This window comes from Bacillus sp. FSL K6-2431, assembly GCF_038005165.1.
In the GTDB taxonomy this organism is placed as follows: domain Bacteria; phylum Bacillota; class Bacilli; order Bacillales; family Bacillaceae; genus Bacillus; species Bacillus pumilus.
Window position 1 is genome coordinate 3,418,167 of the sequence record NZ_JBBOSQ010000001.1, and the last position, 17,908, is coordinate 3,436,074.

Below are 17,908 nucleotides of genomic sequence, written 5' to 3' on the forward strand. Positions count from 1 at the left end.
TGTATATGATGTAGGCGCCAGCCAGGTGTGTAAGGAATGATAGTATATATAAGGAATTTGTTTGTCGATTAAGGATACCTGTCTGGCTTATTTATTATATCGACACCGTTCTTCAAAAGTTTAGCTTTTTTTTCAATATTTTCTTTTTTATTTGACTGGAAGATACATTTTTCTCTCCGTGATAGACATTTTTCGCTTTTTTTTATCAATTGTGCCATTTGGAGCAGGGAATTGCTTCAGAAGTAGAGAAAATTGTAGAGACTTCATTTTTAAACAAAAAGGGAGGAATGAAAATATGTCGGGAAACAAAGGTGTCGTTTATAAAGGAGCAGGAAATGTAGCAGTTGAGGATATTGGATACCCTGATTTGATTTTAAGAGATGGCCCGGGTGTACCGAAAGCCAATGTGGGGCGCAAATGTGAGCATGGCGTCATTTTAAAAGTAGTGACGACGAATATTTGCGGAAGTGACCAGCACATGGTGAGAGGTCGTACCACTGCGCCTGCAGGACTAGTCCTTGGTCATGAAATTACAGGTGAAGTCGTTGAGGTTGGACGAGATGTGGAGTTTATTCAAAAAGGAGACCTTGTGTCCGTTCCCTTTAATATTGCTTGCGGACGATGCGTCATGTGTAAGGAACAAAAAACCCATGTGTGCTTAAATGTAAACCCGGACCGTCCAGGCTCTGCCTATGGATATGTCGATATGGGCGGATGGGTTGGCGGCCAATCCGAGTACGTCATGGTGCCGTATGCAGATTTCCAGCTGCTGAAATTTCCAGACAAAGATCAAGCGATGGAAAAAATACTTGATCTGACGATGCTTTCCGATATTTTCCCGACAGGTTTTCACGGTGCATATTCGGCTGGAGTAAAGCCTGGTTCAACCGTATATATTGCCGGTGCAGGGCCAGTAGGTCTTGCCGCAGCGCATTCCGCTCAGCTTCTTGGCGCTTCTACGGTCATTGTCGGTGATTTGAATGAACAAAGGCTGGAGCAGGCCAGAAGCTTTGGCTGTGAGACGATCAATTTAAGAAAACATGATCGAATCGGCGAACAAATCACCAATATCTTAGGAGAGCCAGAAGTAGACTGTGCCGTCGATTGTGTCGGCTTTGAGGCTTCAGGTCATGGAGATCAAGGAGAAGCGCCTGCAACCGTTTTAAATACAATTATGGATATTACCAAAGTTGGCGGTAAACTCGGAATCCCAGGGCTTTACGTCACAGAAGACCCAGGTGCAGTGGATGCTGATGCAAAAGTTGGATCACTGAAAGTGCGAATTGGACTCGGCTGGGCAAAAGCCCATACCTTTGTGACAGGCCAAACCCCTGTCATGCAATATCACCGCAGTCTAATGAAATCCATTTTAAGCGGAAGAGCACAAATCGCCAAAGCGGTGAATGCAACCGTCATTAACCTTGATCAAGCCCCTCAAGGATACAGCGACTTTGATTCCGGTGTAGCGAAGAAATTTGTCATTGACCCGCATGGGATGATTTCTAAATAATGAATCAATGAGAATAATCGAAAAAACTTACGGGAGATTATATCCTGTAAGTTTTTTTATGTTCAATTTTAAAATGACCTGTACTATTCTCCTGCAATACATCTCATGTTAAAATATATGAATTGGAAAAATTATTCTACAGTTGAAGTTCATACCAGATAATTTAATTGATATTAAATGACTAGGGAGAGGTATTGATTGCTAAACGTACACAACATCAAGAAATATTATGAAGATAAACAGGTATTAAAAGGGATAACCTTTCACTTAAAAAAAGGAGAATCTTTTGGACTATTAGGTCCGAATGGTGCGGGGAAATCCACATTGATTGGCATCTTGACAGGGCTGATTCATGCCACAAGCGGTACCATAACGATTGAAGGTATAGATGTAAAAAAAGAAACAAAAAAGGCGCAGCAAATGATAGGAATTGTTCCGCAAGAGATCGCTTTATATTTACATTTGACAGCAAAAGAAAATTTAATGTTTTGGGGGAGAATGTATGGACTCAAAGGAAAAGAGTTGAAAAGCAGAGTACAAGAAACACTTGAGCTAATTGGTCTTAAAGATAGAGCAAATGATCAAGTGAAAGTATTCTCTGGAGGAATGAAAAGAAGAGTAAATATCGGTTGCGCGATATTACATCAACCAAAACTATTAATCATGGATGAGCCTACTGTAGGCATAGATCCCCAATCTAGAAGTCATATATTAGAAACAGTTAAGACATTAAATGGAGAAGGAATGACCATTATATATACTAGTCATTACATGGAAGAAGTTGAATTTTTATGTGAAAGAATGGCCATTATGGATTATGGGTCTATCATCGCTTTAGGGGATCAGCATGAATTAAGTGAGCTTGTCGGAAATCAAAGAGAAATTGTTTTGACCATAAAATGTGAACATGGACAAAATGATATAGATCGAGTGCGTCAATTCATACATGAAGTCGACCCTTTAAAGGAAATCGACGTTCAAGGAAATCAAATGAAAATATTTGATCAACATCCTCAGCAATTATTAAGTCATCTCATTCAAGGTGTGACCGCATTAAATATTCAAATTATTTCAGCAGAAATCGTAGAACCAAATTTAGAAAATGTCTTTTTGTATTTAACTAGTAAAAATTTGAGGGATTAGACTGTTTAGAGGTGAACACATGAGCATCTGGGTTGTACTAAAAGATCTATTATTGTTTTTTAGAGATAAGAAAAGCTTTTTTACACTTTTTTTTATGCCTATTATATTGATTGCTATTTTAGGTGCAGCATTTGGAGAGAATATGAAGCAAGAAAGTGAAGTCAGCATCAATTCATTTCGTGTAGGAGTTACAGATCAAGATAAGTCCGCTACAAGTAAAATGTTTCTATCGACATTGTCTAAGAATGAGCTCAGTGACATCATTGATGTAAGGGTCATCTCCAAAGATCAGCTAGAGAAAGATTTAAATAATAGAGAAATCAAAGTGGGCATCATCATCAAGCCAAATTTTGAAAAAAGCCTATTTAATCATGAACATGTGCAATTGAATATTTTGAAAGGACCAAATTCAGTCTTACAAGAAATAGTCTTAGAAAATGTGGTTCTACAATTCTTTCAAAATTATCATATGAATCGTATTCTGATGCCGTTAAATCAAGGTGAAAAAGTGGAAATCGTTTCTCATCAACTAAAGAAGGAACTGGTGAACGAAAGGGATATTCATATGAACAACCAGCCGATCACTTCTTTCCAATACTACTCGGGCGGGATGGGTGTTCTCTTTTTATTAATGACTGTTGTTTTCTTAGTTGGAAGTATGATAGAGGAAAAAGAGGAAGAGGTTTATAAAAGGTTAGTTGTATCAAAATTAAGCAATACTAGTTACATCGTTGGGAAGTTATTGGGTATTGTTTTGATGAGTATGATTCAACTTGCGGTCATTATTTTATTTACTAGCTTTGTCTTTAAGGTGAACTGGGGAGAGCCTTTTAGTGTTTTCATGATAGGATGCAGTTTTATAGTTAATGCTGCGGGCTTCGGGGTGCTGATTGGTTCTTTTATCAAAAGGGAAAAAACGTTTAACAGTGTGGGGATTTTAGGCACTCAAGTGTTAGCTGCTTTAGGTGGAAGTATGGTTCCCTTATACTTATTTCCACAATGGTTGATCAACATAAGCTATTTCTTGCCTAATTCTCTTGCACTTCAAATGTTTTTGAAAAGTATGGCAGGTGCTGATTTTAGTGAAATTCAAAGTGGATTATTACTTAGCTGTGGGATGGGACTTGCTTTCTTCATCATTGCTTTATTAAGAATGTCTTTTGAAAGGAAGCATCACTATGCATAAAATATCAGCCATTATTGCTTTAAAGCTAAAAGAAACATTAAAGTCCCCATTGACCCTCATTTTTTTATTTGTTATGCCAATTGTATTTAGTTTTATCTTTGGAAGTACCGCATCTGATACAAAGAAACCTACAGTTGCTTTTATTCTAGAGCCCAGTCAAGGTAAACTTGATCAAGAAATTTTTCAAATTCTCGAAAAAAACACCAAATTTCTCTGGGTAAAGGCGACTGAAAGCGATGCAAAAGATTTAGTATCTGAAGAAAAGGTCATTGCGTCTGTGAAAGTCGCAAACCCGTTAAAGTCCCATCTAAAAGATCAAGAGATTTTTGATGTGACAGTTTATAAGAAAACTGAGGAATATGCAGTCTTATCTCCCTATTTAAAAGAGACAGCGTCCATCATTTATCAAATCAATCAGGGTGTAAAAGAGCAGAAAAGTGTTTCTCTCATCAATGCTTTGAACAAGTTAAATGAATCTGGCACCATTTCATTGGTTGAAAAAAATCAAGATAGCCAAGTAAGCCAGCATCCAAATTTAATACCGCTTGGCTTTACCATCATGTTTATGATGTTTGCGATCTCAAGCTCGGCATCCTCTATTCATCTGGAATATAAAGATTATACATGGCAAAGATTGCTTTCAAGTCCCATCCAGAAAATATCTGTGCTATTGGGGTATTTCATAGCTTATTTTCTTCTTGGATGGATACAACTGGGTGTCCTTCTGACCATCTTATCAATATTCTTCAATGTATACTTAGGAAACTTTATGCTTATTTTAGTGTTTGGATCATTTGTTATAGGGCTTGTTGTGAGTTTAGGTTTTATGATTGCAACCTTATCTCATACAAAAAAGCAAGCTGAAGTATTTAGTGCAATTATCATTGTAGGAACTTGCATGCTAGGGGGTATTTATTGGCCATTAGATATCGTTCCAGACATGATGAAGAAAATCTCGTTGGCTATACCTCAAACATGGATGATGTCTGGTTTTGGTGAGATGATGAGCGGTACTGTCAATTACTCAATCTTATTATTAGACATAACAATTTTAGCTGCGTTTACGATTGTTTTTATGGTGATTGGTTTGAAAAATATACGATCCTATTAATCTCTTTGCATGAAATTACTTTTATCATTTAGAAAGCTTAAGCCCTCTATATAGCTATAGAGGGTTTTTATATACAATAACTCTTCAGTATTTTGGAGGCGGGGCAATGAAAGAAATAGAAAACGGCTCATATTACCCGTTTAAAAGGATATAATCCTCTGTTAAATCCACAAATGCCTTTAAAGCAGGGGACATCCATTTGTTTTTATGCCAAAATAGTTGGATTTTCGTCGTGAAACTGGGTTCCACCCAATTGATTTTGATGATATTGCCTTCTAAAATTTCTCTTTTCACAGAAATTTCGGGAAGTACAGCGATTCCTAAGCCTGCCATTACACATTTTTTTATGGCTTCTACATCTGCTAATTCTAGTTTACTTCTCGGTTTTGCTCCCGCTTGTGTTAATGAATGTTCAAAGGCGTAGCGATAATCACAGTCTTCAGTTAACAACAATCTTTGCTCGTTCAAATCAATTGGATATACTTTTTGTTTTTTGCTCAAAGGATTTGTTGGGCAGCATACAATGGCCATCGGTTCATCTTTTAATTCTTTTACAAGTAAATGTGAGGATACTACAGGATTCATGGACAATAAAGCGACATCAATTTGTCCTTCTAATAATAGATTTAGAACATTCTTTTCCGCTATTCCTGGGCGGAAGATCAGTTCGACTTTTGGATACTTTGTTTGAAAGTCCGTTAAAATGTGAGGAAGCCGGTAGGTGCATTGTGTTTCAGATGCACATATTCTCAAAATGCCGCTTGGCTCATTCATTCCGCCAACAGCCTCTAATGCTTCCCCAGTTAAGCCTAAAATTTTATCCGTATAATGTTGAAATTGTTTGCCAGCTTCTGTTAAGACCACCCTTTTTCCAAGCCTTTCAAATAGAGGGGTTCCTAGCTCTTCTTCCAGTGCAACAATATTTGCTGTGATGCTAGATTGAGCATAACCAAGCATTTGTGCAGTTTTTGTAAAGTTTAATACTTTTGATGCTGTTTGAAACATTATCAGTTGTTTGATCTCCAACTTCAAGCCTCCCTAAATCGGACGAGCCGATTGATATCATCAGAAAACCTCTATAGATTGATCATAACATTTTTACTATCATAAAAGTAAGCGCTTGCAAGTTGTATTATTTCAAATATTCAGATTTGCAAAGGGGAGATGGCTTTGTTTGAAGTGATTGTCAATTCAGTGAATGATTTTTTATGGACATATATTTTAGTAGTCATGTTAATCGGCATAGGAATTTACTTTACAGTGAGAATGAAATTTATGCAAATTGTCTTACTAAAAGAGATTTTCCGTTCTATTTTTGAAAAAGCGCCCAAAACCAAAAAGGGAAGTCATGAAATTTCCTCTATGCAAGCTTTTTTTATTGGAGCTGCTACAAGAATTGGTACTGGAAATATGGCAGGCGTAGCCATTGCCATCACAGTGGGCGGTCCAGGAGCTATTTTTTGGATGTGGTTTGCGGCCGTTTTAGGGGGGGCTTCTGCGTTTGTTGAAAGTACACTAGCTCAAATCTATAAGATTAGAACAAATGATGGATTTAAAGGGGGACCAGGCTACTATATTCAAAAGCAATTCGGAATGAAGTGGCCAAGCAGGGTTTTTGCCTTTTCTGTTATTCTTAGTTTCGGCTTAATTTTTAACGCTGTACAAACGAATACAATTACAAATGCCTTTCAATATTCATTTGGGATCAGCCCAATTGCCATGGGGCTATTTGTCACAATTTTTACTGCTTGCATCATTTTTGGTGGTGTCAAGCGAATCGCTAATTTTACACAAATCATTGTGCCAATTATGTCGGCATTTTATATCATTTTAGCACTTTATGTGATTGTCACAAATATCGGTGCTGTACCCGCGGCATTAACAAGTATTATGAAAAGTGCGTTTGGGTTAGAGCAAATCGTTGGGGGCGGGATTGGTGCTGCGATAATGAACGGTGTAAAACGTGGGCTCTTTTCCAATGAAGCAGGAATGGGAAGTGCTCCAAATGCCGCTGCTGCCGCTAATGTTTCGCATCCAGTAAAACAAGGGTTTGTTCAATTATTAGGTGTATTTTTTGATACATTAGTTGTTTGTAGCTGTACTGCCTTTATTATTATGCTATCGACAGTAGAAACAGCTGGTGAATTATCTGGTATCGAAATTACACAAGCAGCAATGGCACAGCATTTTGGATCTTGGGCTAGTATTTTCTTAGCATTTGCTATATTTACTTTTGCTTTTAGTTCTATTGTAGGTGGCTACTATTATGGTGAAGCCAATATCGGTTTTATCCATAAAAGTGTAACAGCGCTATTGATGTATCGAATTATGGTATTAATGATGATCATGTTTGGGGCTGTGGCCAACATACAAATCGTTTGGACTTTGGCCGACTTGTCGATGGCCATTATGGCAATTGTCAACTTGATTGCGATTGCAATTCTAGGCAAGTTCGCTTTTGCCGCTTTGGATGATTACATTCAACAAATATTGTTAGGCAAAGATCCTGTCTTTTATGCATCTAGCATACCAGGTTTAAAAGAAATAGAATGGTGGGGAGCAGAAAAACAAACTGCTAACTCCATAAACACAAATGAAGGAGTAGAAAAATCATGATGAATTTTGAATATCATTGCCAAACAAAAATGATGATGGGGACTGGTCAATCAAAAGAAATCGGATCTATAGTAGAAGATATTGTATTGCCGGGTGCCACAGTTATGCTGGTGACGGACTCTGGTGTGAAGAGCGCAGGGCTCGTTCAGCCTATTGAAGCGTATTTGCAGGAAGCTGGTTATTCTGTCGTTGTATTTGATCAAGTATCTCCAAATCCTAGAGATAGTGAATGTCTAGCTGGTGCAGAGCTCTTTAGAAAAGAACAAGCATCAGCGGTCATTGCGATTGGTGGCGGAAGTCCAATGGATACGGCGAAAGCGATTGCTTTATTAGGTCCAAATGACGGCATTCCTGAAGATTATATATCAGGGAAGAAGGCGTATGCTAATCTATCTCCATTAATTTGTATCCCAACAACGGCTGGTACTGGTTCTGAGGTGACCCGTTCATCTGTCATTACGTTAGCTGCTTCACATAAAAAAATCACATTAAAGCATGGCTTGCTTCGGCCAACCATTGCGATTTTAGATCCTGCTCTTACATTGACGGTGCCAAAAGGCATAACAGCCGCAACAGGCGTGGATGCATTGGTACATGCTATTGAAGGCTATTCATGTAAAGTAACAAATCCTATTTCCAAAGCAATGGGTTCAAGTGCAATGGAGACAATTGTAAAATACTTACCCAAGGCATATGAAAATGGATCTGATCTAGAAGCGAGATATAAAATGCAGGAAGGGAGCTTACTTGCTGGCTTATGCTTCGGTTCAGCCGATGTCGCAGCCGTTCATTGCTTAGCAGAAGCACTTGGTAGTCTTTATGATACACCTCATGGTATCGCAAACGCGGTATTTTTGCCTTATGTTATGCAATTCAATGCAGTCGAAAATAAGGTATTACACGCAGAGCTTGCCAAAATAATGAGCTTTGCAGATAAAACGGATTCAGATGATGTGGCGATTCAAAAATTAATTGATGGCATGTATACATTCACAAAAAAATTAGGTATTCCAGCACTAAAAGATTTATCTTATGTAAAAGAAGAGGATTTTGAAAAAATGGCTGAATTAGCAGAACAAAACGGCTCTACATCAAGCAATGTTCGTACTGTTACGAAAGCCGACTACTTAGATATTTTAAAGGCTGCTTTTTAAAATCACCATATAGAAAAATAGAATCAATGAATTCCAAAGAAACGCCCTCTTCATGACACGATCACTTGGAGGGTGTTCTTTTATGTTTCATGTGGCTAGGTATCGTCTATATATGAGTGGTATGATAGACGACAACATCTGATGGAGAAAGGGTTGGATAAACAATGAAATTTCACAATAAAACCGTTATCATCACAGGCGCAGCCAATGGAATTGGTGAAATGATCGCCTGGGGCTATGCAAAAGAAGGAGCACGAGTGGTGCTTGCGGATATAGATGAAGAAAAGGGTAAGCACTTGGAGGAAGAGCTAAAAAAAGAATCATTAGAAGCTTATTTTAAGAAAACGGATGTGAGGCAAGAAAAGGAGATTCAGCAGTTCATGTCGTTTGCGGCGGAGCGCTGTAAAACGATTGATATTCTCATTAATAATGCTGGTGTCATGTACACAGTATCGCCTTACGAATTAATGGTCGATGAGTGGGATCGTGTGTTACAGACGAACCTAAGGGGGACTTTTTTATGTGCAAGAGAAGCAGCACGTTATATAAAAGAGAATCCAAAAGGCGGTTCTATTGTGAACATTTCATCCACCCGCGCGACCATGTCAGAGCCTCATACAGAAGCATATGCTGCATCAAAAGGTGGAATATCTGCGCTGACTCATGCCTTAGCGGCTTCATTTAGTCCGGATCATATCACAGTGAATAGCATTTCACCTGGATGGATTGAAACGAAGGATGAGGAGAATCTTCGAGAGATCGATCACCAGCAGCATCTTTCCAATCGAGTCGGCACGCCAAAGGATATTGTGAAGGCCTGCTTTTATTTAACCGATGAGGAGAATCAATTTGTGACCGGCACAGATTTAGTCGTTGATGGCGGCATGACCAGAAAGATGATCTATGCTGATTAACTTGAAAAAACATTGACGCTTTGATCAAGGCGCAGTACAATATGTAACAACTCAACTGAAGATCGTGATGAAATAAAGACATAGCGCAAATAGAGAAGAGTACATCATGAGCTGTCCCGCACAGAGAACTCCGTGAAGCTGAGAAGGAGCCGGGCAGCATGATGGAACCAAGCCTCTTAGCTCTGCACCGGATTCCTTCAGATGATGGTGCAGCGATATTCTCCCGTTACAGAGATGGGTTCATGATGACCTGCTAAGGTTCATCTGGCAACAGATGAATAAACTAAGGTGGCAACGCGGAGTAAATCCCGTCCTCAAGACAGAAATGTCTTGGGGGCGGGATTTTTTTATGACAAATAGGAGGAAAAGTGATGAAAAAACATTGGCGGGATATGAGTTTACTGCTTGGAGCCATCGGAATTGCGAACATAGGAGAATGGATTTATATGATTGCTCTCCATCTGCTCATTTTTCAAGAAACGGGCTCTGTGCTGGCTGTAACAGCCGTCTATATGCTGAGACCGGCTGCGGCTCTTTTGACAAACAGCTGGTCTGGCAGTTTGATTGACAGGCTGAATCAGCGGAAAGTGATGATCAGCTTAGATATCAGCCGAGCTATCCTGATCGCATGCATACCCTTTGCGTTATTTTCAGGACATCTGCTCATCCTGTATGTGATGGTGTTTCTCATTCAAATGGCACAAGCGATGTTTCATCCAGCGTCGATGGTCTATATGACAGGATTGATCCCGGCGAATAACCGAAAACGGTTTAATGCCATTCGCTCATTATTACAATCGGGTGGGTTTTTACTTGGCCCCGCTGCAGCAGGTCTGCTTTTTTTAGTCGGTACACCTGTTTTTTCAATTTATATAAATGCGATCTGCTTGTTGGTATCTGCTCTATTAACAATGTGTTTACCGAATTTGCTCAAACAAGATGCTGGCCAAAAGGGTTTTACCCTTTCAATGTTAAAAGAGGATGCGAGGCTTGTTCTTCGATTTAGTTTGACATCACGCCAAATTATGGCGGTGTATTTATTGTTTAGTGCCGCTATCACGGTACTTCCTACTGCCATAGACTCTCTTGAAACAGCCTTTGCAAAAGAAGTGCTTCTGCTAACTGATACACAATATGGTCTTCTTGTGAGTATAGCTGGGGCAGGCATTATCGCAGGCGCAGGTCTCAATTCGGTGATTGTGGAGAGGCTGCCTGTTTCGATCATGCTTGGGATTGGCAGTTTGTTGGTGGCATGTGGCTATCTCATTTATGCTTTTTCCAGCACATTGTTTATAGCCGCTGTTGGATTTTTTATATTAGCATTCTTTTTAGCATTTGCGAACACAGGTTTTATGACTTTCTATCAAACGAATATTCCGATAGAGGTGATGGGGAGGGTAGCCAGTTTTTATGCTTTAGTTGAAGCCATTCTGACGATCATGCTGACAGGTGTCTCTGGTGGGCTTGCACATGTTTTATCAATCCGAACCTCCGTTGTCACCGGGAGTCTATGTATGCTTCTTGTCTGTTTATTGCTATGTTTTATCATCTTTCGTCCATTGACTGGCAAAAAGATAGTGCATCCTACTTAGAAAATTAAAAAAATTATGTTATAATTATTTAAGTAAGTTAATTAAATTGATGAGAAAAGGAGTCTTACACATGAAAGCACTACGCTGGCACGATCAAAAGGACATTCGACTAGAGGAAATTGATGAACCAAAAGTTGCTCCAGGAAAAGTGAAACTTAAAGTGAAATGGTGCGGCATTTGTGGTAGTGATTTACATGAATATCTAGGAGGACCTATCTTCATTCCAGTGAATGAACCTCATCCACTGACAAAAGAAAAAGCACCTATTACACTGGGGCATGAATTTTCTGGTGAGGTTGTTGAAGTAGGAGAAGACGTCAGCAATTACAAAGTAGGCGACCGAGTGGTTGTTGAGCCTATTTTTGCAACTCACGGACATCAAGGTGCTTACAACTTAGATGAAAACATGGGCTTTTTAGGACTTGCCGGAGGCGGCGGTGGATTCTCTGAATATGTATCTGTCGATGAAGAATTACTTCATTTATTACCAGACGAAATTTCATATGAGCAAGGGGCACTTGTAGAGCCTTCAGCAGTTGCTTTATATGCCGTTCGTTCTAGTAAAGTACAAGCTGGGGATACAGCGGCTGTGTTTGGTTGCGGACCAATTGGCTTGCTTGTTATTGAAGCATTAAAAGCAGCTGGTGCTACTGATATTTACGCAGTAGAATTATCTAAAGAACGCCAAGAAAAAGCGAAAGAGCTTGGAGCGATCATTGTTGATCCTTCTCAATATGAAGATGTTGTTCAAGAAATTGCACGCCGTACAAACGGTGGCGTCGATGTTTCTTTTGAAGTGACAGGTGTACCTGTTGTATTGAAGCAAGCAATCCAATCAACTAGAATTTCAGGTGAAACAGTCATTGTAAGCATTTGGGAAAAAGGCGCAGAAATTATGCCAAATGACATCGTCATTAAAGAACGTACAGTTAAAGGGATCATCGGCTATAGAGACGTATTCCCATCTGTATTAAACTTAATGAGAAAAGGCTATTTCTCTGCTGACACACTCGTTACGAAAAAAATCAAGCTTGACGATGTAATCGAGGATGGCTTCAATGCATTAATCAATGAAAAAGATCAAGTGAAAATTTTAGTTAGTGCTGAATAGTAAGACATCGAAGGGGAATGGCAAAAGCCATTCTCTTTTCTATTCATAGTGATCAATCAATGGAAAGAGCAGGACAATTTCCTTTAACATACTTAAAAAAGGTGAATAAATGGATCAAAAAAAGTCGATCAGGTTCTGTGACTGATCGACTTTTTTATCGTCCAAGAGATCTTCCGTACACGCTGACACGTTTCTCTAACAAGGCAAAAGCGAGTTCAAAGAAAATGCTCAGCAGCCAATAGATCAAAGCAGAGACGAGATACGTTTCTAAAAACTGATAGCCGTCGTTCGCAATGATTCGGGAAATCCCCATGATCTCAAGTACTCCAATCGTAAACGAAAGAGAGGTGGCTTTTAATAGCTGAATGAGCTGATTGCCTAAGTTCGGCAGGGCTACCACAAATGCCTGCGGCAAAATAATGCGCATCATCGCTTGGCGTGTCGTCATCCCTACAATTTTTGCCGCTTCAAGCTGTCCTTTGTCTACCGCAAGAAGTGCACTCCGAACAACCTCTGTTAAATGGGCGGCTGAATGAAGGCTGAATGTAATAAGGGCAACAGCTAATGGAGAGACCATATCTGGATGAAAGGTCAGCCCGAATGTACCGCTCACTTTGGTTAGAACAAAAGGAAGTCCATAAAAGAAAGCGAACAACTGAACAATAAGAGGCGTTCCTCTAAAAAAGGAGACATAGAGCGTCACAAGCTGCCTGAGTACAGGAATGCGGAAGAGACGAATGAAAGCAAAAACAGATCCAATCATCAGGCTTACAGCCATGGAAACGAGTGCAATCAATAATGTAAAAGGAACGCCTTTTAGAATATGAGGTACTTGGTCAATCGCAAATTGAATATCAATGGTTTGCATCAAATCGCCTCCTTAACGTGACAGGCTGGTGCGGCCTTTTACAAATTTTCTTTCAAGCAGCATGGTGATCAGTTCAATACTCATGCAAATAAGCCAATACACAATCGCAATGATCACATACACCTCAAACAGACCGATTCCGTAGTTATTTCCTAAAATGATCTTCACCTGTCCCATGATATCAATGAGTCCGATTGTAAAGGCAATTGCCGTGTCTTTGACGAGATCAATGGTGTAATTTCCGAGGTTCGGCAGTGCAATGAGGAAGGCCTGCGGGATAATGATCCTAATCAATGCTTGTGTATCTGTCATCCCAACAATGTAGGCGGCCTCCAGCTGATCCTTCCCGACAGATGAATACGCACTGCGAAAAACTTCAGATAAATAAGCGCCCGTATGTAAAGAAAACGTCATCATCACAAATAGCACACGATCCCAATGATTGATTTGAATCCCTGCCACAAGCAAAAGCTGAGGAAGTCCAAAATAAATCAAGAAAAGCTGAACAATTAAAGGCGTACTCCGTGTAAAAGATAAATAAATAACAGCCAATTGCTTCAGCACTGGGATTTGCTTGATACGAATACATGCAAATAGCAAGCCGATGATGATGGCAAAAAACAATGACACGATAATAATGAGAAAAGTGAGTGGCAGGCGTTCAAGCACCTGTAAAAAAATGCGCAGCCAATCTCCAGCTGTAAACGTCATGACGCTTCATTCCTTCCTTCATTTTGATCGCCTTGCTCTGAGATGTCATCAATATCTTGAAAGAAATCAATCCCAAACCACTTTTTCGCCAGCTTAGGCAGTGTTCCATCATCAATCATCTCTTGTGTGATCCGGTCCAAATCTTTTGCAAGCTTCTTCTCGCTTGGCTGTAAGACAAGATAGATAGGCTCCTTTGACACAATGCCGCCAACTTTGACCTTTAGGTTTAAATGCTTTTGAATGGTATCAAAGGTTGAAATGTTCATAAATGCTGCATCTGACCGTCCACTTTCAACGCGCTTTAAGTTAAGCTCATTTGAAGGGCTCTCAATAGTCGTCAGCGGAATATCCGGATCATGCTCTTGATTATATTGATTTAATATCGAACGCAAGCCTCCGCTAGGGCTGACAGGAGCCAGCTTTTTAGATGTCATATCATCAAGCGATCGAATCTCTTTGTCTGATTCATTCACAATTAAACCTGTCATCGAATAACCATACGGAATTTTAGGGTAAAGGAAACGCTTTTCACGTTCAGGATTACTAAAAAACCAATTAGCCGCCATTTCAAACTTCCCTGCGCCTACACCAATTAAATTCGATTCTTCCTCGCCAAAAATGTAATCAAAATGTACGTGAGGAAGTCTTTTTTCCACTTCATTTAAATAATCAATGTTATAGCCAATCGGTTCGTTTCGTTCATTTGTTGCTAAAAAGGGTGGATTGACCTCTGCACTCAGTGCGATTTTTACAATTTTTCTGCCATCGTCGGTCGTGGTTTTCACACTGCTGCAGCCCATCAGAGAAAGAAAAAGCAGAAGGACACCGGACATCATGAATGCTGTCTTTTGTTTCATTTGTCTTTCTCCGATTCTTGCCACATGCCGCGATGAATTCTTGATAAAAATTGTTTCGTTCGTTCATGCTGTGGCTTCAATAGGACGTCTTCTGGTGAGCCTTTTTCAACGATTTCGCCATCTGCCATAAAGATCACCGTATCCGCCACGTCCTTTGCAAAAGAAATTTCATGCGTCACAATGACCATCGTCATGCCTTGACTTGCAATATCTTTGATCATTTCTAGAATTTCTCCTACCATCTCTGGGTCCAGTGCCGACGTAGGTTCATCAAACAAAAGCAATGAAGGGTTCATCGCAAGAGCGCGGGCTATGCCAATTCGCTGCTGCTGACCGCCGGACAATTCACTCGGAAATGCATCCTTTTTATGTAGCAGTCCAATCCGCGTTAAAAATTGCTCCCCTACCTTTTCAGCTTCTTTTTTAGACATGTTTTGAGACACGATCAATCCTTCTGTAATATTTTCAAGTGCTCGTTTATTCTGAAACAAGTGATAATGCTGAAACACCATGGAGGATTGCTGCCTGAGTTTTAGCAGATCTTTTTTATGATATCGTTCAAATTGAATCGTGGCTTCACCAACCGTCAGCTCACCTTTGTCTGGAATATCGAGGCTGTTTAAGCTGCGAAGAAGTGTTGTTTTTCCTGACCCGCTCGGTCCAATAATGGCGACCACTTCACCTTCTTGTACGGTGAAATCAATGCCTTTTAACACATGGGTCTGCCCATAAGATTTATGTAGATTAGTAGCTGAAATCATAAAAGCATCACGTTCCTTTGACATATGTACTTAATATTGATAAAATTTAACACATTAAATCCTATAAGTAAAGTGTGTTTTATTTATTCCAATTGGAAAAATCAGATATGATAGATTGTGAGATATAGAGGAGTTGGATACGTTTTGTCTAAAGCATTATTTGTCGATACCGATTTTCAAAAAACATGGCTCAATCAACTAGAATCTCTTCGTGAAACGATCGAACAAACGGCAAAAGAACATGATGAAGGCGCTTATTTTCCTGAAAAAAATATTGAATCATTAGTAGAGATGGGCTATACAACGTTGTCTCTTCCTGCTGAATACGGAGGCGGAAGTCAATCTGTGAAAGATATGGTTCTGTTTCAAGAGACGCTCGGCAGTATGGACGGAGCGACCGCTTTATCAATCGGCTGGCACCAAGGGGTTGTAGGCGAAATTTACGAAAAGAAACAATGGAATGAGCAGCAGCTGCAATTCTTTGCGGAAGAAGTGAAGAAGGGCGCCCTTGTCAACCGTGCCGTGAGCGAGGCGCAGACAGGCAGTCCAACAAGAGGCGGGAAGCCTGGGACAACAGCCACTAGATCAGGTAATGAGTGGATCATCAATGGACGTAAAATTTTCACAACGATGTCACCGGCACTTACATACTTTTTAGTCGGCGTATGGATCGAGGAAAAAGAGGCCATGGGCTTCTTCTTAATTCACCGTGAGACAGAAGGTGTTTCAATAGAAGAAACGTGGAATGTTGTGGGCATGAGAGGAACTGAAAGTCATGATTTAATCTTAGATCAGGTGAAGGTTTCAGATGACATGCTTGTGGAGGTGCAAAAAGGGCCGCGGGGTGTTACGCTAAATCCTTGGATTGCACATATTCCTTCCTGCTATTTAGGGATTGCGCAAGCGGCAAGAGACTATGCTGTTCAGTATGCTATCACCCACTCACCGAACAGCATCAGCGGAACGATTAGTGATCTGCCAAATGTCCAAACACTGATTGGCGAAATCGACTTACTATTAAAGCAAGCACGCCACGTCATCTACTCAACGACCACTTTGTATGAAAAGCCAGAGAAAAGAGAGCTGTTAATCAATGAATTTGGTGCTGTAAAGCATACCGTCGTTAATCACAGTTTGCAAGTTGTCGATAAAGCTATGCGTTTAGTGGGTGCGAAAAGCTTAAGCCTAGACTGTCCACTGCAGCGCTACTATCGAGATATTCGTGCCGGGCTACATAACCCGCCAATGGACGATATGACGATATCAAAAATGGCGAAACAGGCCATTCAAGAGAAAAAAGAGAGCTAATATACAGTAAAAAGCCGGATAAATCGGCTTTTTTTTATTTGAAAGAAAAGAGGACAAGCGTACCTTATATCCCATCGCTTAAACATGCTACAATCATGGCAATCATGGGAAAAGGAGCGGTTGTCTTGAAGAAAAAGTATATAAAATGGCTGTTTTCTAGCATCATGCTGATGGCACTTTGTATCAGCCAGCCTTCATCAACTGAAGCAAGATCACCAGCGTGGTCAGTAGATGAATTCTTTAAAAATCGGGAAGGCACGTTTGTGATTCAAGAAGTAAAAGAAAAGTCTCCTTGGGTGTATAACAAAAATAGAGCGAAAGAGCGCTTTGCACCTCAATCGACATTTAAGGTAGCAAATGCTTTAATCGGACTCCAAACAGGCGCAGTGAGAGATGAATACGACATCAAATATTGGGATGGCGTAAAAAGAGAGATTGACAGCTGGAATAGGGATCATACATTAGGATCTGGCATGAGAGATTCAGTCGTCTGGTACTATCAAGCCATGGCGCGTGACATTGGAGAAGAACGCATGAATCATTGGGTGAAAGCCATTCATTATGGGAACAAAGATATATCTGGCGGAATCGATCAATTTTGGTTAAGCAGTACCCTGCGAATTTCTCCAATCGAACAAGTTCGTTTCCTCAAACAGCTATATGAAGAGACTCTTCCATTTGACCTAACTGTTATGAGAACAGTCAAACGAATGATGGTACAAGAAGAAGAGAAACACGCCACCCTATACGGAAAAACAGGCTCTGGGTCAGGTATCGGCTGGTACGTAGGCTTCATCAAACATGAAAACAAAACCTACATCTTTGCCACAAATATCGAAGGCACCGGAATAGAAGCAAAAGAAATCACCTATCGCATTTTGAAAAAATATCATTTGATTGAAGCATCCGTTTAGGGTGCTTTTTTTATGTGAAAAAGGGGATTTATTGATAAGTTGATGATATATGGTTTAGTTTGAAAGAATGATATATTTATTGAAATATATTGAAGTATCATTTCAAATGTATTATTATATATGGCGTAATGTTACAAATGTTACAAATATAT

General features: G+C 39.9%; 16 protein-coding genes. 11 read left to right on the top strand and 5 right to left on the bottom strand.

Annotated elements, in window-relative coordinates:
• The first annotated feature begins 295 nt into the window (after nt 1–295).
• The 4 genes from fdhA (at nt 296) to MHH40_RS17280 (ending at nt 4,950) form a co-directional block, all read left to right on the top strand.
• Nucleotides 296–1,510 carry a formaldehyde dehydrogenase, glutathione-independent gene (fdhA, locus tag MHH40_RS17265; protein ID WP_058014590.1) on the top strand — a complete coding sequence of 405 codons (1,215 nt, stop codon included), beginning with the start codon at nt 296–298 and terminating at the stop codon, nt 1,508–1,510.
• Nucleotides 1,511–1,708: 198 nt separating this feature from the next.
• A complete protein-coding gene (locus MHH40_RS17270) occupies nt 1,709–2,653 on the top strand; it encodes an ABC transporter ATP-binding protein (RefSeq protein WP_340901353.1) in 945 nt (314 codons plus the stop codon).
• 19 nt (nt 2,654–2,672) lie between these two features.
• On the top strand, nt 2,673–3,839 hold the full coding sequence (locus MHH40_RS17275) for an ABC transporter permease (protein WP_340901354.1): 1,167 nt from the start codon (nt 2,673–2,675) through the stop codon (nt 3,837–3,839).
• Nucleotides 3,832–4,950, top strand: coding sequence for an ABC transporter permease (locus MHH40_RS17280; protein WP_340901356.1), 1,119 nt, complete (start codon nt 3,832–3,834; stop codon nt 4,948–4,950). Before MHH40_RS17275 ends, MHH40_RS17280 begins: the two co-directional genes overlap by 8 nt.
• A 132-nt stretch (nt 4,951–5,082) precedes the next feature.
• Here the strand turns inward: MHH40_RS17280 and MHH40_RS17285 are convergent, their stop codons facing one another.
• On the bottom strand, nt 5,083–5,976 hold the full coding sequence (locus MHH40_RS17285) for a LysR family transcriptional regulator (protein ID WP_212046148.1): 894 nt from the start codon (nt 5,974–5,976) through the stop codon (nt 5,083–5,085).
• A 138-nt stretch (nt 5,977–6,114) separates the two neighbouring features.
• Between MHH40_RS17285 and MHH40_RS17290 the strand changes: the two genes are divergently transcribed.
• From MHH40_RS17290 to MHH40_RS17310, 5 genes are all read left to right on the top strand, one after another.
• Nucleotides 6,115–7,566 carry an alanine/glycine:cation symporter family protein gene (locus MHH40_RS17290; RefSeq protein WP_212046147.1) on the top strand — a complete coding sequence of 484 codons (1,452 nt, stop codon included), beginning with the start codon at nt 6,115–6,117 and terminating at the stop codon, nt 7,564–7,566.
• Entirely contained in the window at nt 7,563–8,720 is a 1,158-nt protein-coding gene (locus MHH40_RS17295; RefSeq protein WP_340901359.1) for an iron-containing alcohol dehydrogenase, read from the top strand. The genes MHH40_RS17290 and MHH40_RS17295 overlap by 4 nt, the downstream gene beginning before the upstream one ends.
• Nucleotides 8,721–8,884: 164 nt before the next feature.
• Complete coding sequence (locus tag MHH40_RS17300; protein ID WP_050943698.1) at nt 8,885–9,634, top strand: SDR family oxidoreductase; 750 nt, start codon at nt 8,885–8,887, stop codon at nt 9,632–9,634.
• Between the two features lie 371 nt (nt 9,635–10,005).
• Nucleotides 10,006–11,226, top strand: coding sequence for an MFS transporter (locus MHH40_RS17305; protein WP_050943699.1), 1,221 nt, complete (start codon nt 10,006–10,008; stop codon nt 11,224–11,226).
• A 70-nt stretch (nt 11,227–11,296) separates the two neighbouring features.
• On the top strand, nt 11,297–12,337 hold the full coding sequence (locus MHH40_RS17310; RefSeq protein ID WP_050943700.1) for a 2,3-butanediol dehydrogenase: 1,041 nt from the start codon (nt 11,297–11,299) through the stop codon (nt 12,335–12,337).
• Nucleotides 12,338–12,491: 154 nt separating this feature from the next.
• Here the strand turns inward: MHH40_RS17310 and MHH40_RS17315 are convergent, their stop codons facing one another.
• The 4 genes from MHH40_RS17315 to MHH40_RS17330 are packed head-to-tail and all read right to left on the bottom strand — an operon-like array spanning nt 12,492 to nt 15,534.
• Entirely contained in the window at nt 12,492–13,205 is a 714-nt protein-coding gene (locus MHH40_RS17315) for an amino acid ABC transporter permease (protein WP_050943701.1), read from the bottom strand.
• A 12-nt stretch (nt 13,206–13,217) separates the two neighbouring features.
• Nucleotides 13,218–13,916: an amino acid ABC transporter permease gene (locus MHH40_RS17320; protein ID WP_137054937.1), complete on the bottom strand. Its 699-nt coding sequence runs from the start codon at nt 13,914–13,916 to the stop codon at nt 13,218–13,220.
• The gene (locus MHH40_RS17325; RefSeq protein WP_212046145.1) at nt 13,913–14,773 is read right to left on the bottom strand and encodes an amino acid ABC transporter substrate-binding protein; all 861 of its coding nucleotides are present in this window, start codon (nt 14,771–14,773) and stop codon (nt 13,913–13,915) included. Before MHH40_RS17325 ends, MHH40_RS17320 begins: the two co-directional genes overlap by 4 nt.
• Complete coding sequence (locus tag MHH40_RS17330; RefSeq protein WP_050943968.1) at nt 14,770–15,534, bottom strand: amino acid ABC transporter ATP-binding protein; 765 nt, start codon at nt 15,532–15,534, stop codon at nt 14,770–14,772. The genes MHH40_RS17325 and MHH40_RS17330 overlap by 4 nt, the downstream gene beginning before the upstream one ends.
• 144 nt (nt 15,535–15,678) lie before the next feature.
• Here MHH40_RS17330 and MHH40_RS17335 point away from each other — a divergent pair, with 144 nt between their 5' ends.
• Nucleotides 15,679–16,842, top strand: coding sequence for an acyl-CoA dehydrogenase family protein (locus MHH40_RS17335; protein ID WP_050943704.1), 1,164 nt, complete (start codon nt 15,679–15,681; stop codon nt 16,840–16,842).
• Between the two features lie 125 nt (nt 16,843–16,967).
• Nucleotides 16,968–17,756: a BPU family class D beta-lactamase gene (gene blaBPU / locus MHH40_RS17340; protein WP_277551944.1), complete on the top strand. Its 789-nt coding sequence runs from the start codon at nt 16,968–16,970 to the stop codon at nt 17,754–17,756.
• Nucleotides 17,757–17,908 lie beyond the last annotated feature (152 nt).